Below are 24,758 nucleotides of genomic sequence, written 5' to 3'. Positions count from 1 at the left end.
TAAAATTGGCATAAGTAACAAATTCGAACTTTTTGTTTATTTTATTCATCTGCTGTGCTATACTAGAATCTGTACAAAGAAGCGGATATCCATCATCCGCTTGCTTGTGCACATGGGGCAGTTGCTGTAATTCCTGTTACGGTGATTGTTAACGGCTGGGTTCTAGATGACACCCGGCGTTAATCAAATCTTTGGAGGATTTGGACGGACCGTATGGGGATACGCGAAGTCGGCAGTATGTAAAATGGACTAGTATCAGATGTACGGAGCGGTAACGCTACGATGTGAACCACCACGGCTTAAGGTCAAACCGAAATGCAGTTGAAAGAGAACTACTGTCACTCGTGAATGCGCAATGGGGATTGTCATTTGACAGTGTGAGTGTTTCTTCATTAAGACCGTTTAACACTTATTCCGAAAGTAATATAGGGGCTCTTGGAATAACCATAGTTGTATACTGTAGGAAATTGGAATCAGTTGTTGCTGGTGCCAATTTTTTTATTGTCTCATCGTAACAATCACGCTGATTAGCTGTTATAATGAAGATTGGCGCAAAATTGCGGTAGTACATAGTAACTGATAACTGAGGAGGACGACCATGGCCAGAAATAATATGCCTGATGTGATTTGGCAGCGAGGACGCGACATTGTCAAAAACGGAAAAGCGCAGATTGATTTCGTGGATAACGAACGCGAAGAGGTTGACGGGACCGTTTTTGGGACGGATGCGTATGGTGTCACGTTGGCAAAGGATTCGGAAAACGACTTTTGCGAGTGTCCCTACTTTCCTGAACACGGGTATTGTAAGCACTTGGCCGCCCTCGAGATCCTCCTCCGTCAACAGCACCGCGATATCAATGGCCTGTTTGTGGATCTCGATATTGCGGATCAGTTACAAATTAAGAATCCAGAAAACAGTCTGTCAGTGGGGTTCAAGTTTGAATCCGAACTGGCGAAACATCCAAACGCTGCTGATGTCCTGTATCGTGACAAGGCGCGCTACAATGCGTTGCGCGCCACACCCGACCAGTGGGCAGACTACTTCAAGCAACACGACAACGACGAAGTTACGCCAGATACGCCGAAACAACGGGCAGCCAACGCCCAGCAACAGGCTATCGAGGACTACTTTAACGGGTTGAATCATCACGCTGACGACGTGCCAGAGCCGGATGATGACATCGACTACGCCAGCCTTTATGGCAGTGGCCTATACGATGATCAGCCGACCGAACCGTCACGGCAGATGAGCACTGCTGAGTCGTTTTTACTCGGGTTGAACATTCCCCAAAAGACGTACTTCAAACCGTTGACTACGACCGACGCAGATGACCGGTTAAAGCTTGAAGTCACACTGCTTGTCGGCAGTCTCGGCTGGGGCTGGGACAACTCTGAGGCGCGCTTCTTCATTCAACTGCGTGTGGGCAGCGACGGCAGCCGGTTCTACGTTATCAAGGACATTGAGTCGTTCTTGACCGCTTACCAGGAAGAAGCCATGTACCAAACTGGCGGCCGCAAGCAGTTTAACCTGACCCGCGACCACTTCCTTGAACCGGAAGCTCAATTGATGGACCACCTGGTGGCCTTATCTGGCACTGACAACGGAATTCCCTTAGAAGATAAGAAGAAACTCCTGCTGAATCCGGGTGTACTCACGCAGATCAAGGCTGACTTTGCGCAACTCCAGTACTTTGACTTTGAAATCGAGGAGTCGGGGCTCGAATATGATCATTTCAACCTCGAACCGTTTGACGCTAAACAGGGGCTGTTAGAGGCCACAGTGACCAAAGTTGGCAGTGGTTATGATCTGACCCTGACCGAGAATTTCAACATGATCGTCCCCAGCGAACAAGTGGTGATCAAACAAGACACGCTGTATCAAATGACGACCCAACAGGTATCACAGTTGAACCGGGTGACGGACAGTTATGCCCGCCGCGTGTCGCATTTACCGGCACCGAACCGGCACATTCACTTTGGCTTAGCTGAAGTGAACGACCTGATCGACTTTATTAATTTTATCAACGACATCGCGGTGGTGGACTTGCCGGATGCGTTGAAACGACAGAACATGGTTGTCCATTTTGACCTGAGCAATGACGCACAGGTGTTGAAACTCAAATTAGGATACGAATACGATGGGCAGCTGTACGACACTGATACAGTGAAGACACTGCCGGATAATCAGCGGAACATTGAACAGGAAAACCAGTCAGCCAACTACCTGGAAGACCTAGGCTTTGTTTATGAAAACGGCGGCTGGGAGAAGGACTGCACGGATACGGAACGGCTTTACCAGTTCTTCGTTGCCGAGCTGCCGAACTTGCGCAGCAACGGGAAAGTGACGGTTTCTGACAGCCTCCAGAACCTCGTGCGCTCTGGCGATACGCTGACGCCTGACATTCAAGTCTCAGAAGGTGACGGGCTGTTGTCCGTGAACTTCTCATTTGCTGGCATTGACGATGACCAGGTTGACGACATGTTGGAACAGCTCGACGTCAACCGGCCGTATATTCAACGGCCGGATGGCACACTGGTCCTGCTGGACGATAAACTTCGGCGGGTCAGCGGTGCCCTGAAACGGATCCGCCGCGAAGGCAACATGCATCATGGGCAGGTTCAAGTCCACGCGGCGCAGGCCATGGCCGTGCAAGCTGCGTTAGGCCAGGATGCCCAGTTCAACCAGACGTTCAAACGCCTGACGAATGACCTGGCCCATCCAGAATCGTTTAACATTGCCCACGAAGCGCCGGTCAACGCCACACTGCGTCCTTATCAGACGATTGGCGTTAAGTGGCTTGAAATGCTGGACTCCCACGGGTTCGGCGGGATTCTTGCCGACGAAATGGGCCTTGGGAAAACGATTCAGATGATCACGTTATTAAATAATCATCTGAATCACAATCACATTGATCTGGTTGTTTCCCCAGCTTCCCTCATTTATAACTGGCTGGAAGAATTCAAAAAGTTCGCACCCAACATCCGCGCCGTGGTGGTCGACGGCTCCAAGGAAAACCGCCGTGAGATCATCGCGGATCAGGACGCAGATGTGCTGATCACCAGCTACAACAGCGCACGTCTGGATATTTCGATGTACCAGGAGTCAGACCTAGATTACCTCGTGTTGGATGAAGCCCAGTTCGTGAAGAACAGTGGCACCAAGACCAATCAGAGCCTGCGTAAACTCATGCCAAAGAACACCTTTGCGTTGTCCGGGACACCGATTGAAAACCGTGCTGAAGAGCTGTGGTCCATTTTCGCGCTGGTGATGCCTGGCTTGCTGCCAAATAAACGGGCGTTTAAGAAGTTGACGGCTGAAGAGATCGCCGTTCGGGTGAAACCTTTCATCCTGCGGCGGGAAAAGGCCGCCGTTTTGAAGGACTTGCCGCCAAAGGTCGAATCCAACTTGACCAACGAAATGACGGAAGCTCAAAAGACCGTTTACCTCGCTCAGCTCAAACAGATGCAGGTCAAGGTGCGCGGACTGTCGTCACAGGCGTTCGTCAAGAATAAGATTGAAATCCTGGCGGGGCTGACGCGTTTACGGCAGATCTGTGACACGCCAGCCTTGTACATGGACGACTACGAGGGCGAGTCCGGTAAGCTCGAACAGCTGAACGAACTCATCCGCCAAGCGGTCGATTCCGACCGGCACATCCTGATCTTCTCGCAGTTCACAACGATGCTGAGCATCATTGAGGATGAATTGAAGGACAGCGGCTTGCCAACCTATGTTTTGAAGGGCGATACCAAGCCCAAGGACCGGTTGGCGATGGTCGATGCCTTCAACCGCGGCGAGAAGAACATCTTCCTGATCTCCCTGAAAGCAGGGGGAACCGGATTAAACCTGACGGGGGCCGACATGGTCATCCTGGTCGACCTCTGGTGGAACCCGGCGGTGGAGGACCAGGCAACCGCCCGTGCCCACCGAATCGGCCAGAAGAATACGGTCGAAGTCTATCGATTGATCACAAAGGGGACCATTGAGGAGCAGATCTATAAGCTGCAGGAAAAGAAGCGCAACTTTGTGGATCAGGTGCTGAGTGGGACACAGAATAAGGGATCGTTGACGGATGATGAGATTCGGTTGATTTTGGGAATTGAGTAGAGTAAGAGTGTGGAGCAAGGCGGGTTAGGGGCGGTGTGTAACGGACTCTGGTCGAAAAGTCCGGGCCTGACTTTTTGACCAGAGTCCGTTACACGTTAGCCCCGTGCCTTGCGGAACACGTTTCGGCTATGTGGACAAGAACCACGTCGCCAAACAATGCGATAGAAAAGTCCGGGCCTGACTTTTTGACCAGAGTCCGTTACACGTTAGTCTCGCCTTGCGGAACACGTTTCGGCTCCGTTGCCGAGAACCACATCGCCAAACAATGCGATAGAGAAGTCTGGGCCTGACTTTTTGACCAGAGTCCGTTACACGTTAGCCCCTCAGCCTTGCGGAACACGTTTCGGCAATGTGGACGAGAACCACGTCGCTAATCCCAACAAAACAACTCAAAAAACAAAAAACTGAACAAACTCAAAAAAAAAGCCTTAAAAATACTAATTTAAAGGCTTTTTTATTTTACACGCTTCCCTAAAAAACTGAGCAAAATAAAAAATGTAATTTCATACGAATTAGGGCTGATTTTATGCATAAAATAAAGTAGAACTTTATTCACAAACTAACTAATTTTTCACAGTTATGATACCTTTAACAGTAAACATATTTCCTAATTTAATAATAATGAGAAAGCTGGTATACCGTTGTTTACACCAATGTTACACATTTGTGAACACCATCTTACAAAACAAAATAAAAATGCATTTATGTTTGTGAAACTTACTACTCATGATACTATATAGTTAGAGGGCAGGGGAAGGCCCTATCACGAATTAGGGGGAGTAAAAATGAATAAGTGGGGAGCCGTGACCATGGTTGGTCTACTACTGGGAGGAGTAGGCATAACTGCAGTCAACCCGCAGCAGGCAACTGCTGCAAAAACAATTACGACGCAAGCTGCGTTGAATTCGGCTATCAAGAAGGGGACTGATTTGAAGCCGTCCGCAACGATATTGTCACAACCAGCCAGTTTTTATACCCGATACAAGTCGTCGTTGACCAAGAACTTTAACATGAGTAAGAAGATCACGACGTTCCATAATCATAAGACGTACGTTTACGTCAAGAGTCCGTCGCTGAAGACCTATACGACCAAAGCCATGGCCACCTGGAACAAGGTCCTGGGTCGAAAAGTCTTCGTTGCTGGAACAGCAAGCAAGCATGATCTTGTGGTGACCACGAAAAACGCTGGCACCGCCTGGGATGGGATGAACAACGGTAAGACGTTGACCATAAATAGTAATCGTTTAAATGACGCCAACTATCTGAAAAACCTTGGGAACTCAGCTAAGACGCGTTCCCTGACTACCCAGTATAAGAACTCCTTGTCCAAGTACAGCAAGTTGACGAACAACAAGGCCCGTGTCGCTTACTATAGTACAGTTGTGAAGAACTATAACGCATTGTTAGCAGCCAAAAAGTCAGCCGCACCAACTAAGACTAACTATTGGTCCGCCATCATGGTTCATGAATTGGGCCATTCGTTAGGCTTGAACCATACGCCATACTTAACTGACATTATGTACGCGGAAAAGAGTAACAACGGTTTAACTTCTGCGGTGAATGGTAAGTATGCCTGGTCAAGTGCCAAGGACCCGAAATCAACCCGTTTGATGAAGCCGGCAGTTTCAAGCAGAGATGTGAGTCGTGCTAAGTTGGGGATGAAGTTGGGATTTTGGTAGGAGCAGAGCGCGGAACAAGGCGGTTAAGGGGCGGAGCATAAGAGACTCTGACCAGAAAATCCTGAACTTCGGATTTTGTGGTCAGAGTCTCTTATGCAGTAGCCCCTTGCCTTGTGGAGCGCGTTTAGACTCGAGGACAGAGCGTGGAAGAAAACGGTAGGAAGCGGAGTGTAAGTTTACTCTGGTAGAAATGCCCGAATTTGGCATTTTTGCCAGAGTAGACTTACATGTAGCTTTCTGTTTTCTGAAACGCGTTTCGGCACTGCTGACTAGAAAGATTAAATGATATAGCCGGGGAAGACGATTGAAAGCAGTCGGATTCAGAGCCTTTGCGGATATAGAACCACTTCATTAAGCATCCGGATTCTTGGCTTCACTTTATTCAACACATGCTGTATACACAAACCAAATCCAGTGTCAAAAAGCTTAAACATTTTCCGCTTTATGTTTCACGCCTTAAATGATACGATAATGCTCGAAACAGTGGTTTGGCGCTTTTTATTTACATTGCCGAAACGTGTTCCGCAAGCCAGAGGGCTACTGCCTAAGCCAACTCTGACGAAAATGCCAGGTTCAGGCATTTCCGTCAGAGTTGGCTTAGGCTCCGCCCTCTACCCGGCTTGCTCCACACTCTTGCACCACTGTGGTAAAATAGCGATAACACCTACAAAATTTAGAATCTAAAATCAACAAGGCATTAGGGGGCTTATGCACATGCGTAAATTTGGGCTATTAGCGGTGGCAGCGATGACACTTGGGTTGACGGCGACAGCAGTCTTACCAAGCACTGAAACGACCAACGCACAAGCATCGTCGATCAAGGTTGTTTGGCGAAAGGCAATGGGGTCGCACACGTATCAGATCAACACAAGTAAGGCAAAGAACGCCTACGCGTTTTCGAGCTCGTTTAAGCATGTGTTTAAGCTGAGCAACTACAGCGGCACCGTGTTCTACACGAAACAACACGAGAAGATCAAAGTTAACGGTAAGTATAGTTACTACTATTATGTGCAGTCGGCCGACAAGAAAAAGGCGGGCTGGATCAACCGAACTTATTTGAATTCGGTTAAGATCATGTCGTCGAGTGCGTTAAGTACCGCAATTAAAAACGGCACTGACCTTGACCCATCTTCAACAATTTTGAGTCAAAATAGTGCTTTCTACAACGCCTATAAGTCAACACTGGAAAAGAACTTCAACCTGATGTCGACGAGCCTGACCCACTTTAGCAGCAAGGGACAGGCACGCGTTTACGTTGAATCCAGTGCGATGAAGACCTACGCGCAAAATGCCATGAACACTTGGAACAAAGCCCTTGGAAAGCAAGTGTTTGTTGCCGGGACAGCGAAGAGTCACGACATTGTGATGGCAACGAAGACCTCTGGCGAATGGGACGGTCTGTATGATGGCGCCCACATTTACCTCAGCACGAACTATCTGAACGATCCAAGCTACATGCAGAGTGTTGCGGATACGCCAGAAATTCGGAGCTTGTATGACCAATACGAAACGGTGAAGTCGGAATACAAGGCTGAAACGAATGCAACCAAGAAACAGGAGTACTACAACGAAGGGACAAAACTCCATAACGCCTTGATTGCAGCCCAGAAAAAGGCTGCACCGTCAGCAACGGACTACTGGAGTGGCGTCCTGACCCACGAACTGGGCCACGCCCTGGGCTTGGATCACACGCCATACCTGACTGATATCATGTATGCAGAAACAAGCGACGATGGCTTCAGCAGCGCAGTGGACGGCAAGTATGCATGGAACGGCCCAAAGGACCCGAACGACAATCGACTAGAATCAGCATCCTTGTCACAAAGAGATGTGGATCGGGCTAAGTTGGCGGGGAAGGTGGGATTGTGGTAGAGTGTGGAGCAAGGCGGTTAAGGGGCAGAATGTAACGGACTCTGGCAGAAAATCCCGGTTCTGGATTTTTTGTCAGAGTCCGTTACATGGCCGCCCCTTGCCTTGCGGAACACGTTTCGGCAATGTAAAATAACCCCACGTCGCCAATACCACTTAAAAATAAAAACCAATAAACCAAAAAAGCAGAATCCCCACGGATCCTGCTTTTTTAATACCCAAAAACCCAAAACATAGCCTATAATAAACCTTAAGAAAAGGTTAAGGGGCGTGACCACCATGCAAAAACCGAAAAAACGCAACTGGCTCATATTAGCACTAGCAGCATTAACCCTCGTCATCACAACGTTTGGCGCAACACCAAAAGCACAAGCAGCAACCTCATACTACCAAGTAGCCAACTTAAAAAAGGTAGACTACTACACTAAAGTCGGTGCCAACACCACCCACAACTATGGCATCTACACCTCAGGCGGCTACAAAACCTCAGCCGCCAACGTCACCGCAATCGCGCATGGTCGGGATTACGCCGGTAAGTTTATTCACGTCACTCGAACGGAAACAACGGCGCAGGGGACGTGGGTCCGGTTCCTGTACAACCACAAACAAGTGGGGTGGATGGGTGTTAACGGCACTGACAAGACGTACTATCGAGTCATGGCACCGCTGATTGGTCAGCGCCCGGAATTACCGACAGGGTGCGAAATCACTACCACGACAATGATGCTGCAGTTTGCTGGCGCGAACGTCACCAAGTTGAGTTTGGCCAAGGAAATGCCGCGCAGCAGCGACCCGAATAAGGGCTTCGTTGGCAGTCCATACTCGACATCCGGTTGGTACATTTACCCCGGCGACCTGATGGCACTGGTGAAGAAGCACGCTGGATCAGCCATCAATATGACCGGGGACAGCCTGACAAAAGTTAAAGCCCAGGTCCGCAAGAACCACCTGGTCGTTTTATGGGTTGCGAACCTGGACGGGTTCAGTAACCACGCTGTTTGTGTGACCGGGTATTCGAGCACGCGGATCTACTACAACGACCCGTGGCTGGTGAAGCGGACGAGTATGACGAACGCCAACATGACGAGTCATCGGAAGGGCGATGCTTATCGGGCACTGAGCTACTAAATTTAGGGGGCTTCATTGTGAAGAAAAAAAGCGTGCTTGTTGCGATACTTGCGGCTAGTATGGGATTCATGGCGGCAATTGAAGTGCACGCCAGCACCTATCTGACAACGGCGCCGAAAATCGTGAAAATTGTCAGGACGACCGACACCTATACGGATGAGGCACGAACACATCGCGCAAAAGTGCTGCATGCGGGGGATTTTGCACATATCGCCACGGAGATAACGCTGAGCGGTAAAGCTCCCTTGCTTGAAACGACATCGAAGACCTACCTCACCGCAAACACTGCATATGTTGTTAAGTCAAACGGTTATCAGAATCCTAAGAAGTATTATCAGGTTTAGTATCAACAAATCAAACCTTATGGGACTGTCGGTTACACGGTCAAACGCAACTACGAGGGCATTAAAACGTGGACCATCATGCGAAAAATGCACACGTATGCGGGTTATGATAAATATAATCAGGCGACGTATACTGCGGTGAAGGCATTTCAAAGGAAGCATGGGTTGCCGGTGACAGGAAACGTCAATGAGGCCACTTGGGTGAAAATGGGCTTTTCTAAATCATCGTGGACCAGTATTGACGATTACGTTGCACCGCTGGCCGCTCAGGCGTGGAATGGTCGTTCCGCCCATATTACAGCCATGATTAACCAGGTTTATCGCTATCTGGGCAACCCCTATCTCGTTGGCTCATCGTCTAGTCCCAAGTATGGCACGGATTGTTCGGGTCTTGTGATGCAGGCATTGTACGCAGGCGGAATCGATCCGCTACCCGTCAGTGCGATTCATCACGCCTATCCGGGCAATGAGTGGAATAGTCGGAATCTGTTTGCTGCTAAAAAGCTAAAATCGGTGTCCTATGCCCATCGGCAACGGGGCGATCTGATCTTCTATTATCAGCCAGGAACGCACACGGTCTGGCACGTGGCACTATACCTCGGACATAATCAGGTCATTGAAAGCTGGCCGCCGAAAACGATGATTCGGCCCGTTAAAGATTCACAAAGATCGATTATCGCTGGTGTGAAGCGGCCGTTTGTGTAGCAACAATAAAATGAGAATTGTGAAGCACGTACATAGTATGTATGCGCTTTTTTCGTGGTTTGAAATTAGACTAGCTACTAATCACTGTTAAATCAGCATTTACATAGATTTCAAACAAAACCAAGTCGTATTGCTGGTAATTATTCTGAGTTCGCAGTTTAATAACCTCGTAAATGAATATCATTTATATCTTATGGTAATAGTTAGTAAGCATATGTATAACGTTTGTGAAATCTTACTGCTTCGGACAGTATTTCTATCAGTCACTCCCTCATTGTTTGACAGTGTCACTCGGATTAGATGAGAAGGGGGACTACAGATGACAAGATCTGTATTACCAACCATTGAGAAGCGTCACTATAAAATGTACAAACCAGGTAAAATTTGGGTTATTGTTGGGTTGACGTCAACGGTATTGCTATTGCAAACGAGTCTTGCTCATGCGGATGATGGGACAGCATCGGCTAGTGATCAGGCAACTTCCCAAACAGTTGCGTCGCAGTCGGGACAGGCAAGTTTGGACGAGTCAAGTGTGGGTGCTGATGTGAATTCAGCAGCTTTGATTGGCAACAGTGATGGGGATAATCAAGCAGCCCCTTCGAGTGATAAGACTGTAGTCCCAGCCCCGACTGTTACTGCTGACCAGACGACAGTCACACCCACTATGACGCAAAGTCCGGTAACTGACAGTCAACAGACGAACGCTGATTTAACAACGGCCAACACAAGTGACAACCAAACGCTAGTACCTTCAACTGCTGACCAAACCGCGACTAATCAGCCAGCGGAACCCGCAACTATCCAAATCATTGGCCAAATCGAAACTGATCCTGAACTGCTGGCCTGGCTGCAACAATACTACGGTTGGACCGGGTCGGTGGCTGATTATATTCAGGCGAACCCGCTTGGTGTTGCGTCGCTGTTCCACGTGTTTAGTTTACAAGCGACGCTGAATACGCATACGGGTGGGAACGTCGCGACGAAACAATTGGGTGGGTCCAGTGATTTTACAACGGTGCCGGACGCAAAAATCAGCTACGACTACAGTTATATTCAGGACTTCCTGCCCAACACAACCGCGTTGACGAGTGCGTTTTCAACGGTTGCGGGGCGTACCAATAAGTTGGTTCTTGGCCAGGGCATTACGGTGACGCCGGGGAATCAAGTTAGATTGACAAATAGTACGGGCAGCAGCGTGACTGTTGACCACTTGAAAACGGCTGACATTGCTCAGGATACTGACGGCCAGCTGTATATCGATATGGATGCGGCGTTCGATCAACTCCGGACGACTTCGGCGCAACTCGCACAGTTGGGCGTCGCGACCTTTTTTAACCGTAGTTTTTCAGACAATAATCAGCGGGTCATCGATTTGAAGGCGTACGCCAATCAAGTGAATGCCAACCACGAGCTTGTTTTGAATCTGGGTCCCGATGTGTTGACGCAGCCTACTCAATTAATTTTGAAGAACTACGACTATTTCCAGACTGACCCGGATCTTGCTGATGTGACGATCGTGTTCAATGTGGATACGGGCTCACAAACGACCTATAGTTTGAACACCCAAGTCTTTTTGTGGCGCGGCGACACCAGCAGCACACAGTTGGATTTCCAGTATAGTCCAGACTTTACGGACAATCATCTGTTGTGGAATTTCCGGCACACTGGCGACAATGACAGCGCCATCGACTACACGATTACAACCTCGGGGAAACTTTACGGCAGTTTGTTGGCCGTGGATGAGGCCGTGGTACTGAATCCGCGGGGCACGGTTGAGGGGAACTTGGTTGCCGAGCGGGTCGTTATCGGCGCGCAAACGCATCGGTGGGATCTGCAGACGCCGGCGATTCCTGAAGAGCCGGGGGTGCCTGTAGATCCAGGCGGGCCGGAGAACCCGGGTGGTCCAGTAGAACCAGGTGGGCCGGAGAACCCGGGTGGTCCAGTAGATCCAGGTGGGCCAGAGAACCCGGGCGGTCCAGTAGAACCAGGTGGGCCGGAGAACCCGGGTGGTCCAGTAGAACCAGGTGGGCCGGAGAACCCGATTGGTCCGGTTGACCCAGACACTCCGGAAAACCCAACAGCACCTGAAAATCCAGGTACACCAGATGTTCCCGTTGCACCTGTAACGCCCAATGAGCCCACGACACCAGCGGAGCCAGAGAATCCCGCTGAGCCGTTAGTACCGGTGCCGCCAACAACGGATGGGCCGATCAATCCAGCCCCACAACCGGAAGTTCCGGTACCGCCTGATGATACTGGGTTTACGGTCTCGACTGGGCAAGGGACGGGTGGTGAACCAGTTAGGGCACAACCCGCCACCACGACGCCTAAGCGTACGCCGACTGCTGTAACACCGCCCGCTGCCAAGTTAAACCAGGCGCAGTTACCGCAAACCAGTGATAGCCAGTCTAATATCTTCGTGACATTGGGGATTTTGATGCTGAGTTTATTGACGGGTGTCGGCGCCTGGTTGAAACGAAGATTTAAAGCATGATGTTTGAATAATTAGCGACAAAAAAGGTCTCGCAAAATGACATTGCGGGGCCTTTTTAGTTAAACCAATTAGTGATCCTTTGCCACAGCGATTGTGACGCGTCAGTGGTGTTTTTAATGACCACGAGATTAACCGTGTTGCCTAACTTAACGTTACGGAGCGCCGTGATGTTTTTCACGTTGGTCTGATCAAAACTATAATTTTTAGGGATGTGGGTGTTCATCCCGCTGTCGGCTTCGATAATATCGCTGTTGAAAATGTCGGTTACGTCGGTCCCTTTGCCGTCAGCGTGGGCTGTCGACCAGTAGTAGGTACTGACGAGGTGGCCGGTGCCGGTGACAAACCGGACGCGGACGTGGTTGGCCATGAGTGCCCTTCCCCGTGGTAATACTTGTGGTGACTGCAGGGTTGCTTCGCGAGTTAACAGCGAAGCGCCAAACACAATGGTCATCACACCAATCAGTGCGGTGCCAAGAATCCGCCGCTTGCTTAACCTCCGAGCTGAAATCAATCGCCCACCTCCTTCTGCACTGTCGCAATTGTTCGTATTGTTAGTATCGCATTTAAATGTAGCCATAGTTTGTGTAAAGCTTGAAGAAAGTGTGAAGTTTCAGAGAGTGCGGAGGAAAGCGGGTAGGAAGCGGAGTGTAAGCCGACTCTGGCCTAAATGCCCGAACCTGGCATTTAGGCCAGAGTCGGCTTACATGCAGCTTTCTGCTTTCCGGAGCACGTTTAGGCTATGTAAGAGAGAAAGACGGCGCGATGGTATGAGAGAAGTTCAACTTTAAAGCGTAAAAGTGCAGCAGCCAAGCAAGCAACCCACAAAATCCCGGAAAAACACCATCTCCATTGGAAATTTCCAAATATCATCACTCCCACCATATCGTTTCCCTTCATTAAACCAACAAATCCATGAAACCGTGTTCACAAAAAGGACAAATTTTGGTTACAATTTCGTCGCAACTATTTGTTATTGTGAATGTAAGACATAGGCAATACCTTATTCATTCACAGAAAGGAAGATGCGCGGCGCAGATCAATTGTATTCGTGTTCGTTAACCGCAGTTGTTTGGGTCAACTGCGACTAACCCAATGCCACCACGACGGTGATTTTTTAGTCATAGAGCACCACTAATCACCGTCGTCGACAACCGAAAAAGGGGAAATTTGCGATGGTGAAAAAGGTACTGATTCAGGTCGTTTCGGTGTTCACGTTGGTTTTTGGCACGTGTTACCAAAGCGTCCTCGCCCTGGCGGACAACGTCGGGCAATTCGAGATCCACTCGTCCAAAGTGATGGACAAAGACGGGAGGGCGGTTGAGCGGGTGAAGGCCGGCTCAACCCAGAAACTCGTTTTTGATATGACCATCAATAACAAGGACGGCGACAAGGCGAGCGGCACAACGGATGTGTTCATTCCGGAGACGCAACTGAAGGTCATGAAGGCCAAAGTTAACGCGACTTCCAGCATCCCGGATGCCAAGGCAAGTCTTTATATGGAAAAGAATCGCAAACTACGGCTGAAATGGAGTGGTGTCGAACACACTGCAAGATTCACGCTGGAAGTCCCAGTCGAAATCGGCAACCCGATGACGCTGACCGACCTCCCAGTTGCCGTGGATGATGCGACGTCCTACACCCAGCAGATGATCGTGCTGGCGGAGGACGCAAAGGATGATGCCGTTTCGGAAGCCATTACTGAAAATGAGCTGCCGACTGATTTGACGCAGCAATTGGATAACTATTTGAAGCAGGTTGAAGCTCAGAAGGCTGAGGAAGAAGAGAAGGCGGCGCAGAAGAAGGCGGATGCTGAGAAGAAAGCTGCTGAAGCTAAGAAGGCCGCTGCTAAATTAGCTGAAAGTAAGAAGCTTGAAGCTGCACAGGAAGCAAAGGAAAAGGCTGATGCTAAGAAAGAAAAGGAACAGCAAGCTTCTGACTTAGAAAAGGCCGAGGAAGAAGCTAAAGAAACTATTGAGAACAATGCTGATAAGCCGGCTGCCAAGAGTAGTCGAGCATCTACTCGTGCTGAAGGTCGTCAGTTAGAGTCATTGTTGAATGATAATGGCGATTTGACAAGTTTCTTTCAGGATATTAACTACAAAGTCGGCGATACAGAATATCCCGTGACACATGAATCAACTTTTGATCCAGCAATTCTGGAAGGCAAGAATTTTACGTTGAATTACGGATGGACAATTGCTGATCTTAATCAAAAGTTGGGTGACGATGGGCCTGTTAATAAAGATGACACCTATAGTTTTGAAATTAGAGGTCTAAATGCTTTATCTCAAGATATTGTTTCACAGCCCATTCAAGGAACCATTGATGGGCATGATGGTGAAGTTACTATTGGTTTCTTCTCTATTGAGAAAGTCTCAGATAACGTGCAACGTGTTACGATTTCTTTTACTGAGACTGGTATAGATGAAACCTCTGAATTTTGGCTAAGTGTTGATCAAAAATATAATCCTGGGGAACCCATTTATTTTGAATGGAATGATGGTGCAGTTGTTTCAATGCTGCCTAGCCATATCACTGATGCCTTGGATAAAGAAGGGCAATTTATTAGCGATAGTCAAATTCAATGGACTGTTGAAATGAATACAAGTTCATTTGGAAGTCTAGTAGATGGCGGCATGAAGTTTGGTGACATTGAGCTAGCCGATGCTTTAAGCGTAGATGGTGGCACACATAAATTTGATGAAGATAAAATTAATTTTTCGGCAAAGTATAAAGATGATGATACAGATTTGACGGACAATTTTGAAGTTGATGCTAAGAACGGTCAAATGACTATTGTTGGTAAAAATACTGAAGATCATGCTGCAGTTAAAGATAATTCAACAATTGTATTTACATTTTTAACTGAGTATGAGGTTGCTAAAGATAATGAAGGCAATTTCGAATCTGAAAAAGCAGTGTTCACAAATAAAATAAAAGCAACTGTTGGCCAATTAGATCTGGAAGAAGTAAAAGCTGATGTATCCACAGATGTTGTTAGTAAGAAATCAGGAGCTGCTGTGAACGGTACCTACCCTTGGACTGTTGATATTGATTTACAGAAATTTAAAATTGATGAAGGCTCCATTCAAAAATTGGTTATCAATGATACGCTTAAAGGTCCTCATAAGTTTGAACAAAAAACTGAATTTAGATTTACGGTAGGCGATGATGATTATTCGGAATACTTTTCTCCAATAGTTAGTTCAAATGGAGATGGTGTTGTAATTACCGTGAAGCCAATTGATGAAATCAAAGACGTAGAGGATTACAGCGAATTAATAACAGCTCTGCAAACTGGGAAGTTAACCATTACCTATAGTACAAAGGACAATGGAGATGGCGGCGCTATTTCATCAGTTTCCAACAAGGTAGAAGTTTCCTTAAATGGTCAAATTATCAATAATGGTTCCGGTACTTCTCAAGAAAAAGGGTTTAGTTGAGAAGACTGGGGAGCTTAAATACGGTGAGTATCAACCTGGAAGCCAGGTTGATACTGAATGGACGTTAACTCTGAATAAAGCACAATATGAATTTTCAGGGTTAACAATTATTGATGTATTACCTGGTGAAATAGTTGGTGGAGTTGACGGAATTACTATTACACCCCAAACTGACTCTGATGTTGGAAAAACATTGGGATACTCAGACGGTGTAATCGGTGATAATCATCAATATAATTTCGGCATTTCATCAGAAAAATACAATAAAAATGCTTTAAAACTAGACTTTGATTCCAGCTATTCTGGCAAGACCATCACGGTTAAGTTCACGACTAGGAATAGTTGGAGTGCCTTGGAAGGTGATAGCTTTATGAATTATGCCAGTGCCTTTACAGGTTCTGGACTTTATGAAGATACATCTGGAAAGGTCACTGTTGAGGAGAATATTCGTAAAAATGCTTTTAAGCAAGGGACTAAGCAGTTAGAAGACAAGGAAAACAGTACCGTGCTCTGGCAGATTGGCATTGGTACCCATTTAGATAACTATTTTGGTATTGGAAAAGTCGATTCAACTGATGAAGAATCAAAGAATCGAATTCCGACAGTTACTATCGATGAAGTATTAAACAGTGGTGCGGAACACGACTATCTATCGCTTCCAACTAACAAGGATGACTATACGTTATATCATATCGATAAAAAGAATAATAGTGTGACAAAGGGGGAGAAAATTGCCCAAGCCAATTACGAAATTGTCCTTGATGGTAACGGACAAATCACTATTAATTTCCTTAATGATAATGACGAAATCAACGCGTTTATGGTGGAATTTGAAACACCAATTAATTTTGCTAAATGGATGAGTGATTCAGAGGTTAAGTCAGTTCCAGGTAAATTTGATTTCAACAATAAAGCAACCATTAACTACGGTAATGTGAAGGATTTAGAAGTTGAAGCCAAGTTAGATCAGACTAGTGATGGTATATACCTGAATAAAGAATCAGCATTGGACAATCCACAAGGGTATAAGATTGGCTGGAATGCAGTCATTAATCCAGATGCGAAAACACTGAGGAATATGACCATTACGGATGTGCTAACTGGTGAACATTCGATTATTACTGATACAGATAGCTTTAAACTATATAAGGTTGACAAGGCGGGTATTTCATATAGTGAAAAAGATGGAAAATTGATTCCGACCGTCAATAAAAACTATCTTGATGGTGAGCTTGTCCGTGGGGAAGATTATGATATTTCTCCAATTGAAGAACTGGATAGCTCTGGTAAAACGCAAAATGGGTTTGTCATCACAATTCACGGAAAGGTGGAGACACCGCTTTACCTTGAGTACGAGACAACTATAACTGGAAATTCGAGCACGTATAGTAACAAAATTAGTGTTTCTTCAAGTGATTACGATGTTGAGTCTTCGCACGAAGTTGGCGTTTCTGCTGGTGGACGTCGACAGGCCAGATCAGCTATCTTTAGAAAAGTTGATGGGATCAATAAAAAGATTATTGCTGGAGCAACATTTAAACTAGAAGAACTTAAGGAAGCCTGAATTATTCATAGTTCATAAAAATCCCGTCAGTTTTCGTATTTTTTCGAAAACTGACGGGTATGTCTTTATCTTTTGCTGAAATACGATGTTTATCAGTTCTAGCTAGTGAGATCTTTCAACTAACTCAGAATTGCTTTGAACTTTTGGATACACTTGTCCCTTGGTTGTACAGATTTTTTTAATTTTGCCGGTTATTCAATAGCCTGGATACGCTGTAGAGCCTGGTAGAACAGCCGATGGTAAACATGATACGAGCTCAGCCGCAACTGAATGCGTCGGCCAGTATGCACAACACGTGCCGCAACTTTGAATAAACGGATCCGCAATGTGCTAACGCACAAGCCGGAATCATGTTTTGTCAGTGCTAGCTGCTTTAAAAAGTTGACAATATTGTAAGCCAGTACACTAACCATCATCCGGGCAGCATTGGCATTAAACGTTGGACTATCAGTCTTATCGAAAAAGAAACCTGTTTTAGCTTCTTTGATGTAATTTTCCATTTGGCCGCGTTTGTGATACAGTTCGAAGGCAGTTTCAGCCGTTAAATTAGTCAGATTAGTGACGATAAATTCATGTGAAAAGATCAGTTCACCAGCTACTCGAGTTGATTTAATATAAATCTGCCGTGGCTTAGGCCACGATGCTGATTGATAGATTTCAGAGTAGTAATGAGTCTCTTCCTCTTGCCACTGGGTTTGATCACTGATCTTGACGAACTTTTCAGCTAGATTCTGTAATTTTCGATTGCATTTGAGTCGAATAATGTAAAACACATCGTTGGCTTCACAGACATCGTAAACTTCTGGCGTGGCGAAGCCACTATCACCACGAACCAGAATGTCAGTCGTGGGCAGCTGAGTTTGATAATGCTTTAATAGTGGTGTTAAAAAAGCTTTTACATCTTTGCTGGTGTAGGCATTTCCAGGACGCAAGACAGCTTTCAATAAGTTACCATCTTGATCAGTTGCCAGTAATGGATGATATCCTTCAGTACCATAATGTGCGTTGTAGTTAGTGGCTTCCTGTTTGCCATAAGTGTCTGAGTGAGTCGAATCGATATCAATAATCGTGGCTGTCTGGTTGGTTAATAGTCGAACACGGTCGATCAAAGCCTCATTTAAAGTCTGTAATGTGCTAACACTATCTTTATCAAAGCGTTGCCAAAAACGTGATATTGTTGCTTGTGAAGCCAAAGACGGTTTATCCAATAATAATTTAAAAAGCGGTTCTTTTTCTAAAGAAGTTGCCGCAGAATCTGCGCTATAACCAGCAATAATCTGAAGAATTAACTGTTTTAAGATACTAGAATTACTGTGTTGACAATATCGTCGCTGGTCATTGAACCTCAATAGTTTGTCGGCCAAGATGGTGAACTGGAATTTTGCCATCAGCTCTACACACAATGTTAGCCCGCCATCGGAAGATAATTGACCACCCGTATGCGATACTAAAATGTTTATGTTGAAATTTAATGCCATTTCCTGTAAAGTTTTCAATATAGAGTCCTCTTCTCTCATGTGGTTTTGTTTAGCAATTTAACTATACCAGAGCTGGGGCTCTTTTTGTGTACTTAAAAGGTGAAAATACAAAATACCCATCAAACGCGTGATGCATGTGTTTGATGGGTATTTTGCATATCTTTGTGAATAAATCAGGGGAAGTTAATCTTGATAAGAATAATCCAAACAACTGGCAAGCTGCCAAAAATATTTTTGGCGCCGAAATCGAAGAAGTGACATCAGATGCCAGTGGGTATTTTGAATTCCTGTATCTAAACACTAGCACCACTTACAGAGTGGTTGAAACAAAGGCGGCAGAAGAGTACTCAAGTGCTATGGAACCAATTATTCTTGAATATAATGATGCTGATAATTGGAATAAGAAAACCCAAAACGTTGAAAATCTGAAGATTGGCCCTACTGCCAATTTAACGATTCAAAAGGAAGTTGAGAATCTAGGCAAGGACAATCAGTTTGAATTTGAAATTCGGGCTTATAACAGTTCGGATGCTGATAGTGTTGATACTAATTTTACTGGCACATTTGAAACTGAAGGTAGTGGCAGCAGTAGCCAAAAAGTTGTCTTTAAGAACGGTGTTGGTACTTTCAGTCTTGCTGGAGATAAAGATTTGACAATTAAGGATCTCCCAATCTACGTACCAAGTAAGGATACACAAAAAACTAAGTGGCACTACGTTGTTAGGGAGAAATCCGAGTCAGAAGACTATTCAACTCAATACAAGGTAAGTAATGAAGTTCAGGATTACACCAATGGCAAAGAAACATCGATGATCACCTTGTTTGACCCAGATGAGGATGACGCTGAAGAGTCAACCCCTCAGATAACAGTATTCTTCAAAAACATTGGTGCACCAACCGGTGAATTATTAGTGAAGAAGGTTGGTAAGAAGAATCTATCAACAACCCAAGACTTTAATTTCACCATCGAGACAGATGCCAAAGTTAAAGGCCAATACAACGCAGATGTGACTAGGGTAACCGGAAATTCATCAGATACTTCTAAAACAACAGTATCATTCGATGATGGGAAATACTCGATTGACCTCAAGGCTGGTGAATCCATTCTCATCAAAGACTTACCGCTGGGGAACTATCGTGTTACTGAAAAGAGTGTTGATGATATTAAGACTGGTTGGACAGTTCAGGTTGGTGACAAAACCGTTGGTGAATCTCATGGGATTACTAATGCGGATATCACAACCGGCGACTTTGATGTAGATGAAGACACAACATCAACAGTAATGTTTACTAATCAACCTACGACTGGTGGTATTGACCTCTCTAAGAGTGTTCAAAGCGATAACGCAGATGACAAGGACCTAACTTTTGAGTTTAATCTTGAAAGTGAAGACTTAAAGAACGTTACCGCAAATTACACCATTTCTGGCAGTAATGGCAGCCATGAGCTTAAATTCGATAAGAATGGTAAAGCATCTCTGAATTTAAAGCATGGGCAAACTGCACACATTACTGATTTGCCAGATCGTGCAAAGGTTAAAATCATTGAACAAAGTCGTAAAACTAGTGATAATGGCAACTTTGAAACCACAGTCACTGTTGGTGACCCGGACGACAGCGATAGTGAAGGTGATACCGAAACTGAGGTCGAAATTAAAGATGACGAAAATCAGAACGTTGTCTTTGTTAATTCTCGACGACCAGCAGGTAACTTACTCATTATGAAGGAAGTTAATGGACCGGTTAATTCTGAAAACTTTAACTTTGAAATTACTGCTTCTAATGACGTTCGACCAGATGGCGAATATTCGATGTCAATTAAAAAAGAGAATGGTTTGATCCACTCAGAAACTGTGAAATTCGCCCAAGATACTGATGGTACTTGGCGACTGGACAATGTGACCTTGAAGGATAACGAATCGGTATCGATTATCGGGTTACCGATTGGTGAGTATAAGGTTACTGAAACGACAACAGAACCTGGTATGGAAACATCTGTTGAGGTTAATAATAAAGGTCGCCAACCAACTAATTCTGCGGTTGTAGAACTTAAAAATAACGGTGACCAAAAGATAGCCGATTATCTTAATGAAACAGACATCGGTAATATCAATGTTGGTAAGAAAGTCACAAATATGTATGAACCTGAAGCAGACAAGAAATTTAACTTTACGATGACGTTAAGTGATATCAACGAAGAATTGATTAAGGATCGTAATTTTGACATGATTGGTGCTGATGGCAAGTCAAAGATGATGCAGTTTGATTTGAATAATGTGACTGGAAACTACGAATACAAGTTCAGTTTAGCTCACAATGAAAACATTGAAATTCAAGGTTTACCAAAAGATACTGCTGTAACCGTGGAAGAAGAATCTGAGGATAAATTCTCAACATCTTACACTGTAGACGGAAAGAATGCAGGTAATCCGGCCACAGCGACAATTGGTCGGAATGAGACCATTCACGTTCTTGCGAATAATGAACGTGATGACTACGGAAAACTCTCTGTTGCTAAGAAGACAGCCGGTAACCTTGACACAGACAGCACCTTTAAATTCTTCATTGACTCCGATGGTGCAATTAAGAATGAGAGTAGAGACGCAATCCTTTCTGATGGGACAAACACTCACGAAAAGGAAGTCTCGTTTAATGGTAGCGGAATAGCTGAATTTGATCTTAAACCAGGTCAGACAATGACTATCGAAGGATTGCCGCTGGGCGAGTATCAGGTGAGTGAACAAGCTGAAGATGGTATTACGACCAATTGGAATTCAGTTTCTGCCGGTGGGACAGCCGACAGCGGAGTTTCAACTGATGCAAATCCTGTGGAAGTTGCTAAAAATAAATTATCTTCTGTTGAGTTCACAAACAGACCACTTGAGAATGATCTCATCGTTAGCAAAGAAGTTCTGAATATGAAGGATGGCGATGCTAATATATCATTTAAATTTAAGCTAACAGTTGTTGAAGGCTCTAATTTAATTGAAGGGAAAACTTTCAATGTTGAGGGCCTGAAGAATACAGAATTTAGTTTCGAAAAAAATGGTGACAGTTATGAATACAATTTCGAACTGTCTCATGGAGACATTGCATGGTTTAAGGGTCTCCCAGATGGCGTTAAAATTAACGTAACTGAAACCAAGCAAGATGATTTCCAGGCTCTTTATCGGACAGGTGGTTCAGGTGATTACAGTGATCAAGATGCTGAAGGACCAAATGTTGTGATAAAAGATGCTAAACAACAACTTGTTGAATACCAAAATAAGCGAAATGAATCTGGCAGTCTTGAAATTACAAAGGCCACAGATACTAAGCAAATTAACGATCGTAGCTTTAAATTTACGGTTAAGGCGCTTGGTGATAACGCTGAATTGACTGGTAAATATAAAGACTCAACGCTAAATGGTGAACAACATGAAGTTGAATTTGTAGACGGCGCTATGACCGAAGATCTGAAACCGGGACAAACGCTTAAAATCAATGGATTGCCAATTGGTGATTATGAAATCACAGAAGAAGACGAAGAAGGTATCGTGACGAGTTATAGTACCAATAGTGGCATTGCTATTGGCAACACAACGACTGAAAGTGTAAAAAATAATCGGACAACCAAAACAACATTTACCAATAACCAAACAGAATTCACTTTAGGTAAAATAGTTGCTGATGATCCAGATAATAAAGAACCGTTTGATTTTATACTTGAAAGCCGTAGTCTTGCCGGTAAAACTGTTATGGGCGCCGATGGCGAAGAAATTAACTTTAGTCGGGGCGGTCGTGCGAAAGTGACTGTTAAGGCTGGTGAACAACTGACAATCGTTGGGTTACCTGTTGGAACACGGATTACAGTGTTAGAAGCCGAATACGATAACTTTACGACTAGCAGTTTAGTTAATGGTAAAGATGGCCAAGATGGTAATAAACGATCAGTGAAGATACCAAAGGATAAACATCAAATCACTGTAACGTTTATTAACTCAAAGAATCCAGTTGGTAACTTAAAAGTTGAAAAGCAAGTTTCAGGTGATATGACAACTGAAAGCTTTGACTTTGAGGTAAAAGGGATTGATGGACTTAAGTTAGATGGCGTTTATACCGTTCAAAAGTACGAGAATGATGTACAGCAAGGCGGTTCAAAGAAAATCAGCTTTGAAGAAAATGAAAATGGTGATTGGGTAGCGCCAATTTCACTTAAGGACAATCAATACGTCACTATTTCTGGGTTACCAGTTGGTACCTATAACGTAACTGAATTAGATCCAAAGGAGGAAGGGATGACAACTACAGTACAGTTGAATGGTGGCAATTCTCAGGATAGCATGACTGTTGATACTGGTAAGATTGAAGACAACGGTGACTTACAATCCGTTAAATTCATCAACACAATGCCAGCACCTGAAACCGGACAAATTTCCGTAGAAAAGAAACTCTCCGGCGCCTACACCGAAGCTGACCAAAACCGTGACTACGAATTCACGATCACTGCGTATAAGGAAGCTACGGGCGACACATCAACTGATCCAGACAACACCACTGACACAGATGGCAATGAAACAGAAAGCGAAACAAACAAACCGGAAACTGGCGATAACGGTGATGGGGACGCGGATTCTGAAACCAATACTGAAACCGAATCAGAGACCGGAGCTGCCGGCCGTGCCACGACTGAAGTCGACACTTCAATCAACGGCAAGTGGGACGCAACTCTAGAAGTTGATGGCAAAACCAGTACGATGTCAGTAGAGTTCAATAACGGTGTCGCTACCGTTAAACTCCATGCTGGACAGCGTTTAACCATTAACAACATTCCTACTGGCACTCAGATGACGGTTTCCGAAACGCCGATTGCTGACTTCACCACGACCAACAAGGTGGATACAGGCGAAATCACAGCTGGAACTGACACCGGCATGATCGACATTGAAAACAACACCACGCGTCACGTGCTGTTCACCAATGACCGGGTCGCGGAACCGGAAACGGCATCGCTGTCACTGACCAAGAACGTGCTGGGCGAAGGCGCCGACACTGAAATGGCCTTTGACTTCACGATTCAGTTGACCGACAACGCAACGGGCTTGCCTGTAACCGGCCCTTTGAGCTACTTCAAGAAAGATGCCTGGGGTGCACACCCTGTGGACACGCTTAACTTTGATAGCTCTGGGATGGCAACAGTCAGCTTGTCACACGGACAAACGATCAACTTGAACGTACCAAATGGCACCCACTACCAAATTTCTGAAGCAGATTACAGCGCTGATGGCTACGTGACGACCACGACTATCGGCGGTGCTGCAGAAACGGATGGACCGGATGCCGTTGGTATCGCGCAAACAGATCAGCCAAACGCAGCCGTGGTGATGTATTACAACCGCTTAGACACCGTGACTGACGAGGAAGATTACCCAAGTATGTCTGACGACGAGGAAATTCCGGCTTTACCAGCCGCACCGACGGATGACAGCGACGGTACTTCCAGTGGCACAACGAATCCAACCACAACTGGTGGCACTTCGGGTGGCAGTTACCCAGCCATGTCAAGTGGTTCAGGAACGAGTGGCGGTTCAGGCACTAGCGGCGTCTTACCGAAGACTGGTGAGTTCATCGCTAATAACTGGGCAACCATGCTGGGTCTGCTCCTTGGGGCACTGCTTGCAGCAGCGGCCATCAAAAAGACCCGGAAACAGGATTGATTATCCAAAACTGTGAGCGGCAGGTAGGATAAACGGAAAACAGGCGTGCGTGATCACGCCTGTTTTTTCGGTGCGCCCGGCATGGGCGCCAACTAGACGGTGAAAGTCCGCTGCGGGCCGTAGTAGTCGGAACCGCAAGTCAATGACAAGGGTGTCCATCGTGAGGTGGAATCTGAAGGAAGTCGGCGACAAAGTACCGCATTGATGTACAAGAATCAGCTATAAGGCTGTGTTGGTCGGACGAGGTTGC

At 45.7% G+C, this 24,758-nt stretch carries 12 protein-coding genes; 10 read left to right on the top strand and 2 right to left on the bottom strand.

Annotated elements, in window-relative coordinates:
• The first annotated feature begins 598 nt into the window (after positions 1 to 598).
• The 7 genes from AYR61_RS01735 to AYR61_RS01710 all read left to right on the top strand — a co-directional run bounded on the left by AYR61_RS01735 (position 599) and on the right by AYR61_RS01710 (position 12,327).
• Positions 599 to 4,108, top strand: coding sequence for an SNF2-related protein (locus AYR61_RS01735; RefSeq protein WP_225356501.1), 3,510 nt, complete (start codon positions 599 to 601; stop codon positions 4,106 to 4,108).
• Between the two features lie 785 nt (positions 4,109 to 4,893).
• Complete coding sequence (locus AYR61_RS01730; protein WP_054710830.1) at positions 4,894 to 5,787, top strand: matrixin family metalloprotease; 894 nt, start codon at positions 4,894 to 4,896, stop codon at positions 5,785 to 5,787.
• Positions 5,788 to 6,501: 714 nt separating this feature from the next.
• Positions 6,502 to 7,659: a matrixin family metalloprotease gene (locus AYR61_RS01725; protein WP_065901322.1), complete on the top strand. Its 1,158-nt coding sequence runs from the start codon at positions 6,502 to 6,504 to the stop codon at positions 7,657 to 7,659.
• Between the two features lie 276 nt (positions 7,660 to 7,935).
• The gene (locus tag AYR61_RS01720; RefSeq protein ID WP_065901316.1) at positions 7,936 to 8,784 is read left to right on the top strand and encodes a C39 family peptidase; all 849 of its coding nucleotides are present in this window, start codon (positions 7,936 to 7,938) and stop codon (positions 8,782 to 8,784) included.
• 17 nt (positions 8,785 to 8,801) lie between these two features.
• Positions 8,802 to 9,128, top strand: a complete 327-nt coding sequence (locus AYR61_RS15825; RefSeq protein WP_404814636.1) for a DUF5776 domain-containing protein — start codon at positions 8,802 to 8,804, stop codon at positions 9,126 to 9,128.
• Positions 9,129 to 9,206: 78 nt separating this feature from the next.
• Entirely contained in the window at positions 9,207 to 9,833 is a 627-nt protein-coding gene (locus AYR61_RS15820) for a C40 family peptidase (RefSeq protein ID WP_404814635.1), read from the top strand.
• Between the two features lie 319 nt (positions 9,834 to 10,152).
• The gene (locus AYR61_RS01710; RefSeq protein WP_054711692.1) at positions 10,153 to 12,327 is read left to right on the top strand and encodes a KxYKxGKxW signal peptide domain-containing protein; all 2,175 of its coding nucleotides are present in this window, start codon (positions 10,153 to 10,155) and stop codon (positions 12,325 to 12,327) included.
• Positions 12,328 to 12,382: 55 nt separating this feature from the next.
• Here the strand turns inward: AYR61_RS01710 and AYR61_RS01705 are convergent, their stop codons facing one another.
• Positions 12,383 to 12,838 carry a hypothetical protein gene (locus AYR61_RS01705; RefSeq protein WP_065901313.1) on the bottom strand — a complete coding sequence of 152 codons (456 nt, stop codon included), beginning with the start codon at positions 12,836 to 12,838 and terminating at the stop codon, positions 12,383 to 12,385.
• 661 nt (positions 12,839 to 13,499) lie between these two features.
• Here AYR61_RS01705 and AYR61_RS01700 point away from each other — a divergent pair.
• A complete protein-coding gene (locus tag AYR61_RS01700) occupies positions 13,500 to 15,770 on the top strand; it encodes an adhesive domain-containing protein (protein WP_065901310.1) in 2,271 nt (756 codons plus the stop codon).
• Positions 15,715 to 17,334, top strand: a complete 1,620-nt coding sequence (locus AYR61_RS01695) for a collagen binding domain-containing protein (protein ID WP_065901307.1) — start codon at positions 15,715 to 15,717, stop codon at positions 17,332 to 17,334. Before AYR61_RS01700 ends, AYR61_RS01695 begins: the two co-directional genes overlap by 56 nt.
• A gap of 191 nt (positions 17,335 to 17,525) precedes the next feature.
• On the opposite strand, the gene AYR61_RS01690 is transcribed toward AYR61_RS01695, so the two are convergent.
• Entirely contained in the window at positions 17,526 to 18,830 is a 1,305-nt protein-coding gene (locus AYR61_RS01690; protein ID WP_065901304.1) for an IS1380 family transposase, read from the bottom strand.
• Positions 18,831 to 18,955: 125 nt separating this feature from the next.
• Between AYR61_RS01690 and AYR61_RS01685 the strand changes: the two genes are divergently transcribed.
• On the top strand, positions 18,956 to 24,508 hold the full coding sequence (locus AYR61_RS01685; RefSeq protein ID WP_065937489.1) for a DUF7601 domain-containing protein: 5,553 nt from the start codon (positions 18,956 to 18,958) through the stop codon (positions 24,506 to 24,508).
• Positions 24,509 to 24,758: the final 250 nt, after the last annotated feature.

It is taken from the genome of Secundilactobacillus paracollinoides (genome assembly GCF_001702155.1).
Classification (GTDB): Bacteria; Bacillota; Bacilli; order Lactobacillales; family Lactobacillaceae; genus Secundilactobacillus; species Secundilactobacillus paracollinoides.
The sequence above is the reverse complement of the archived record's forward strand: the minus strand, read 5'-3'. Positions and strand labels throughout refer to the sequence as shown.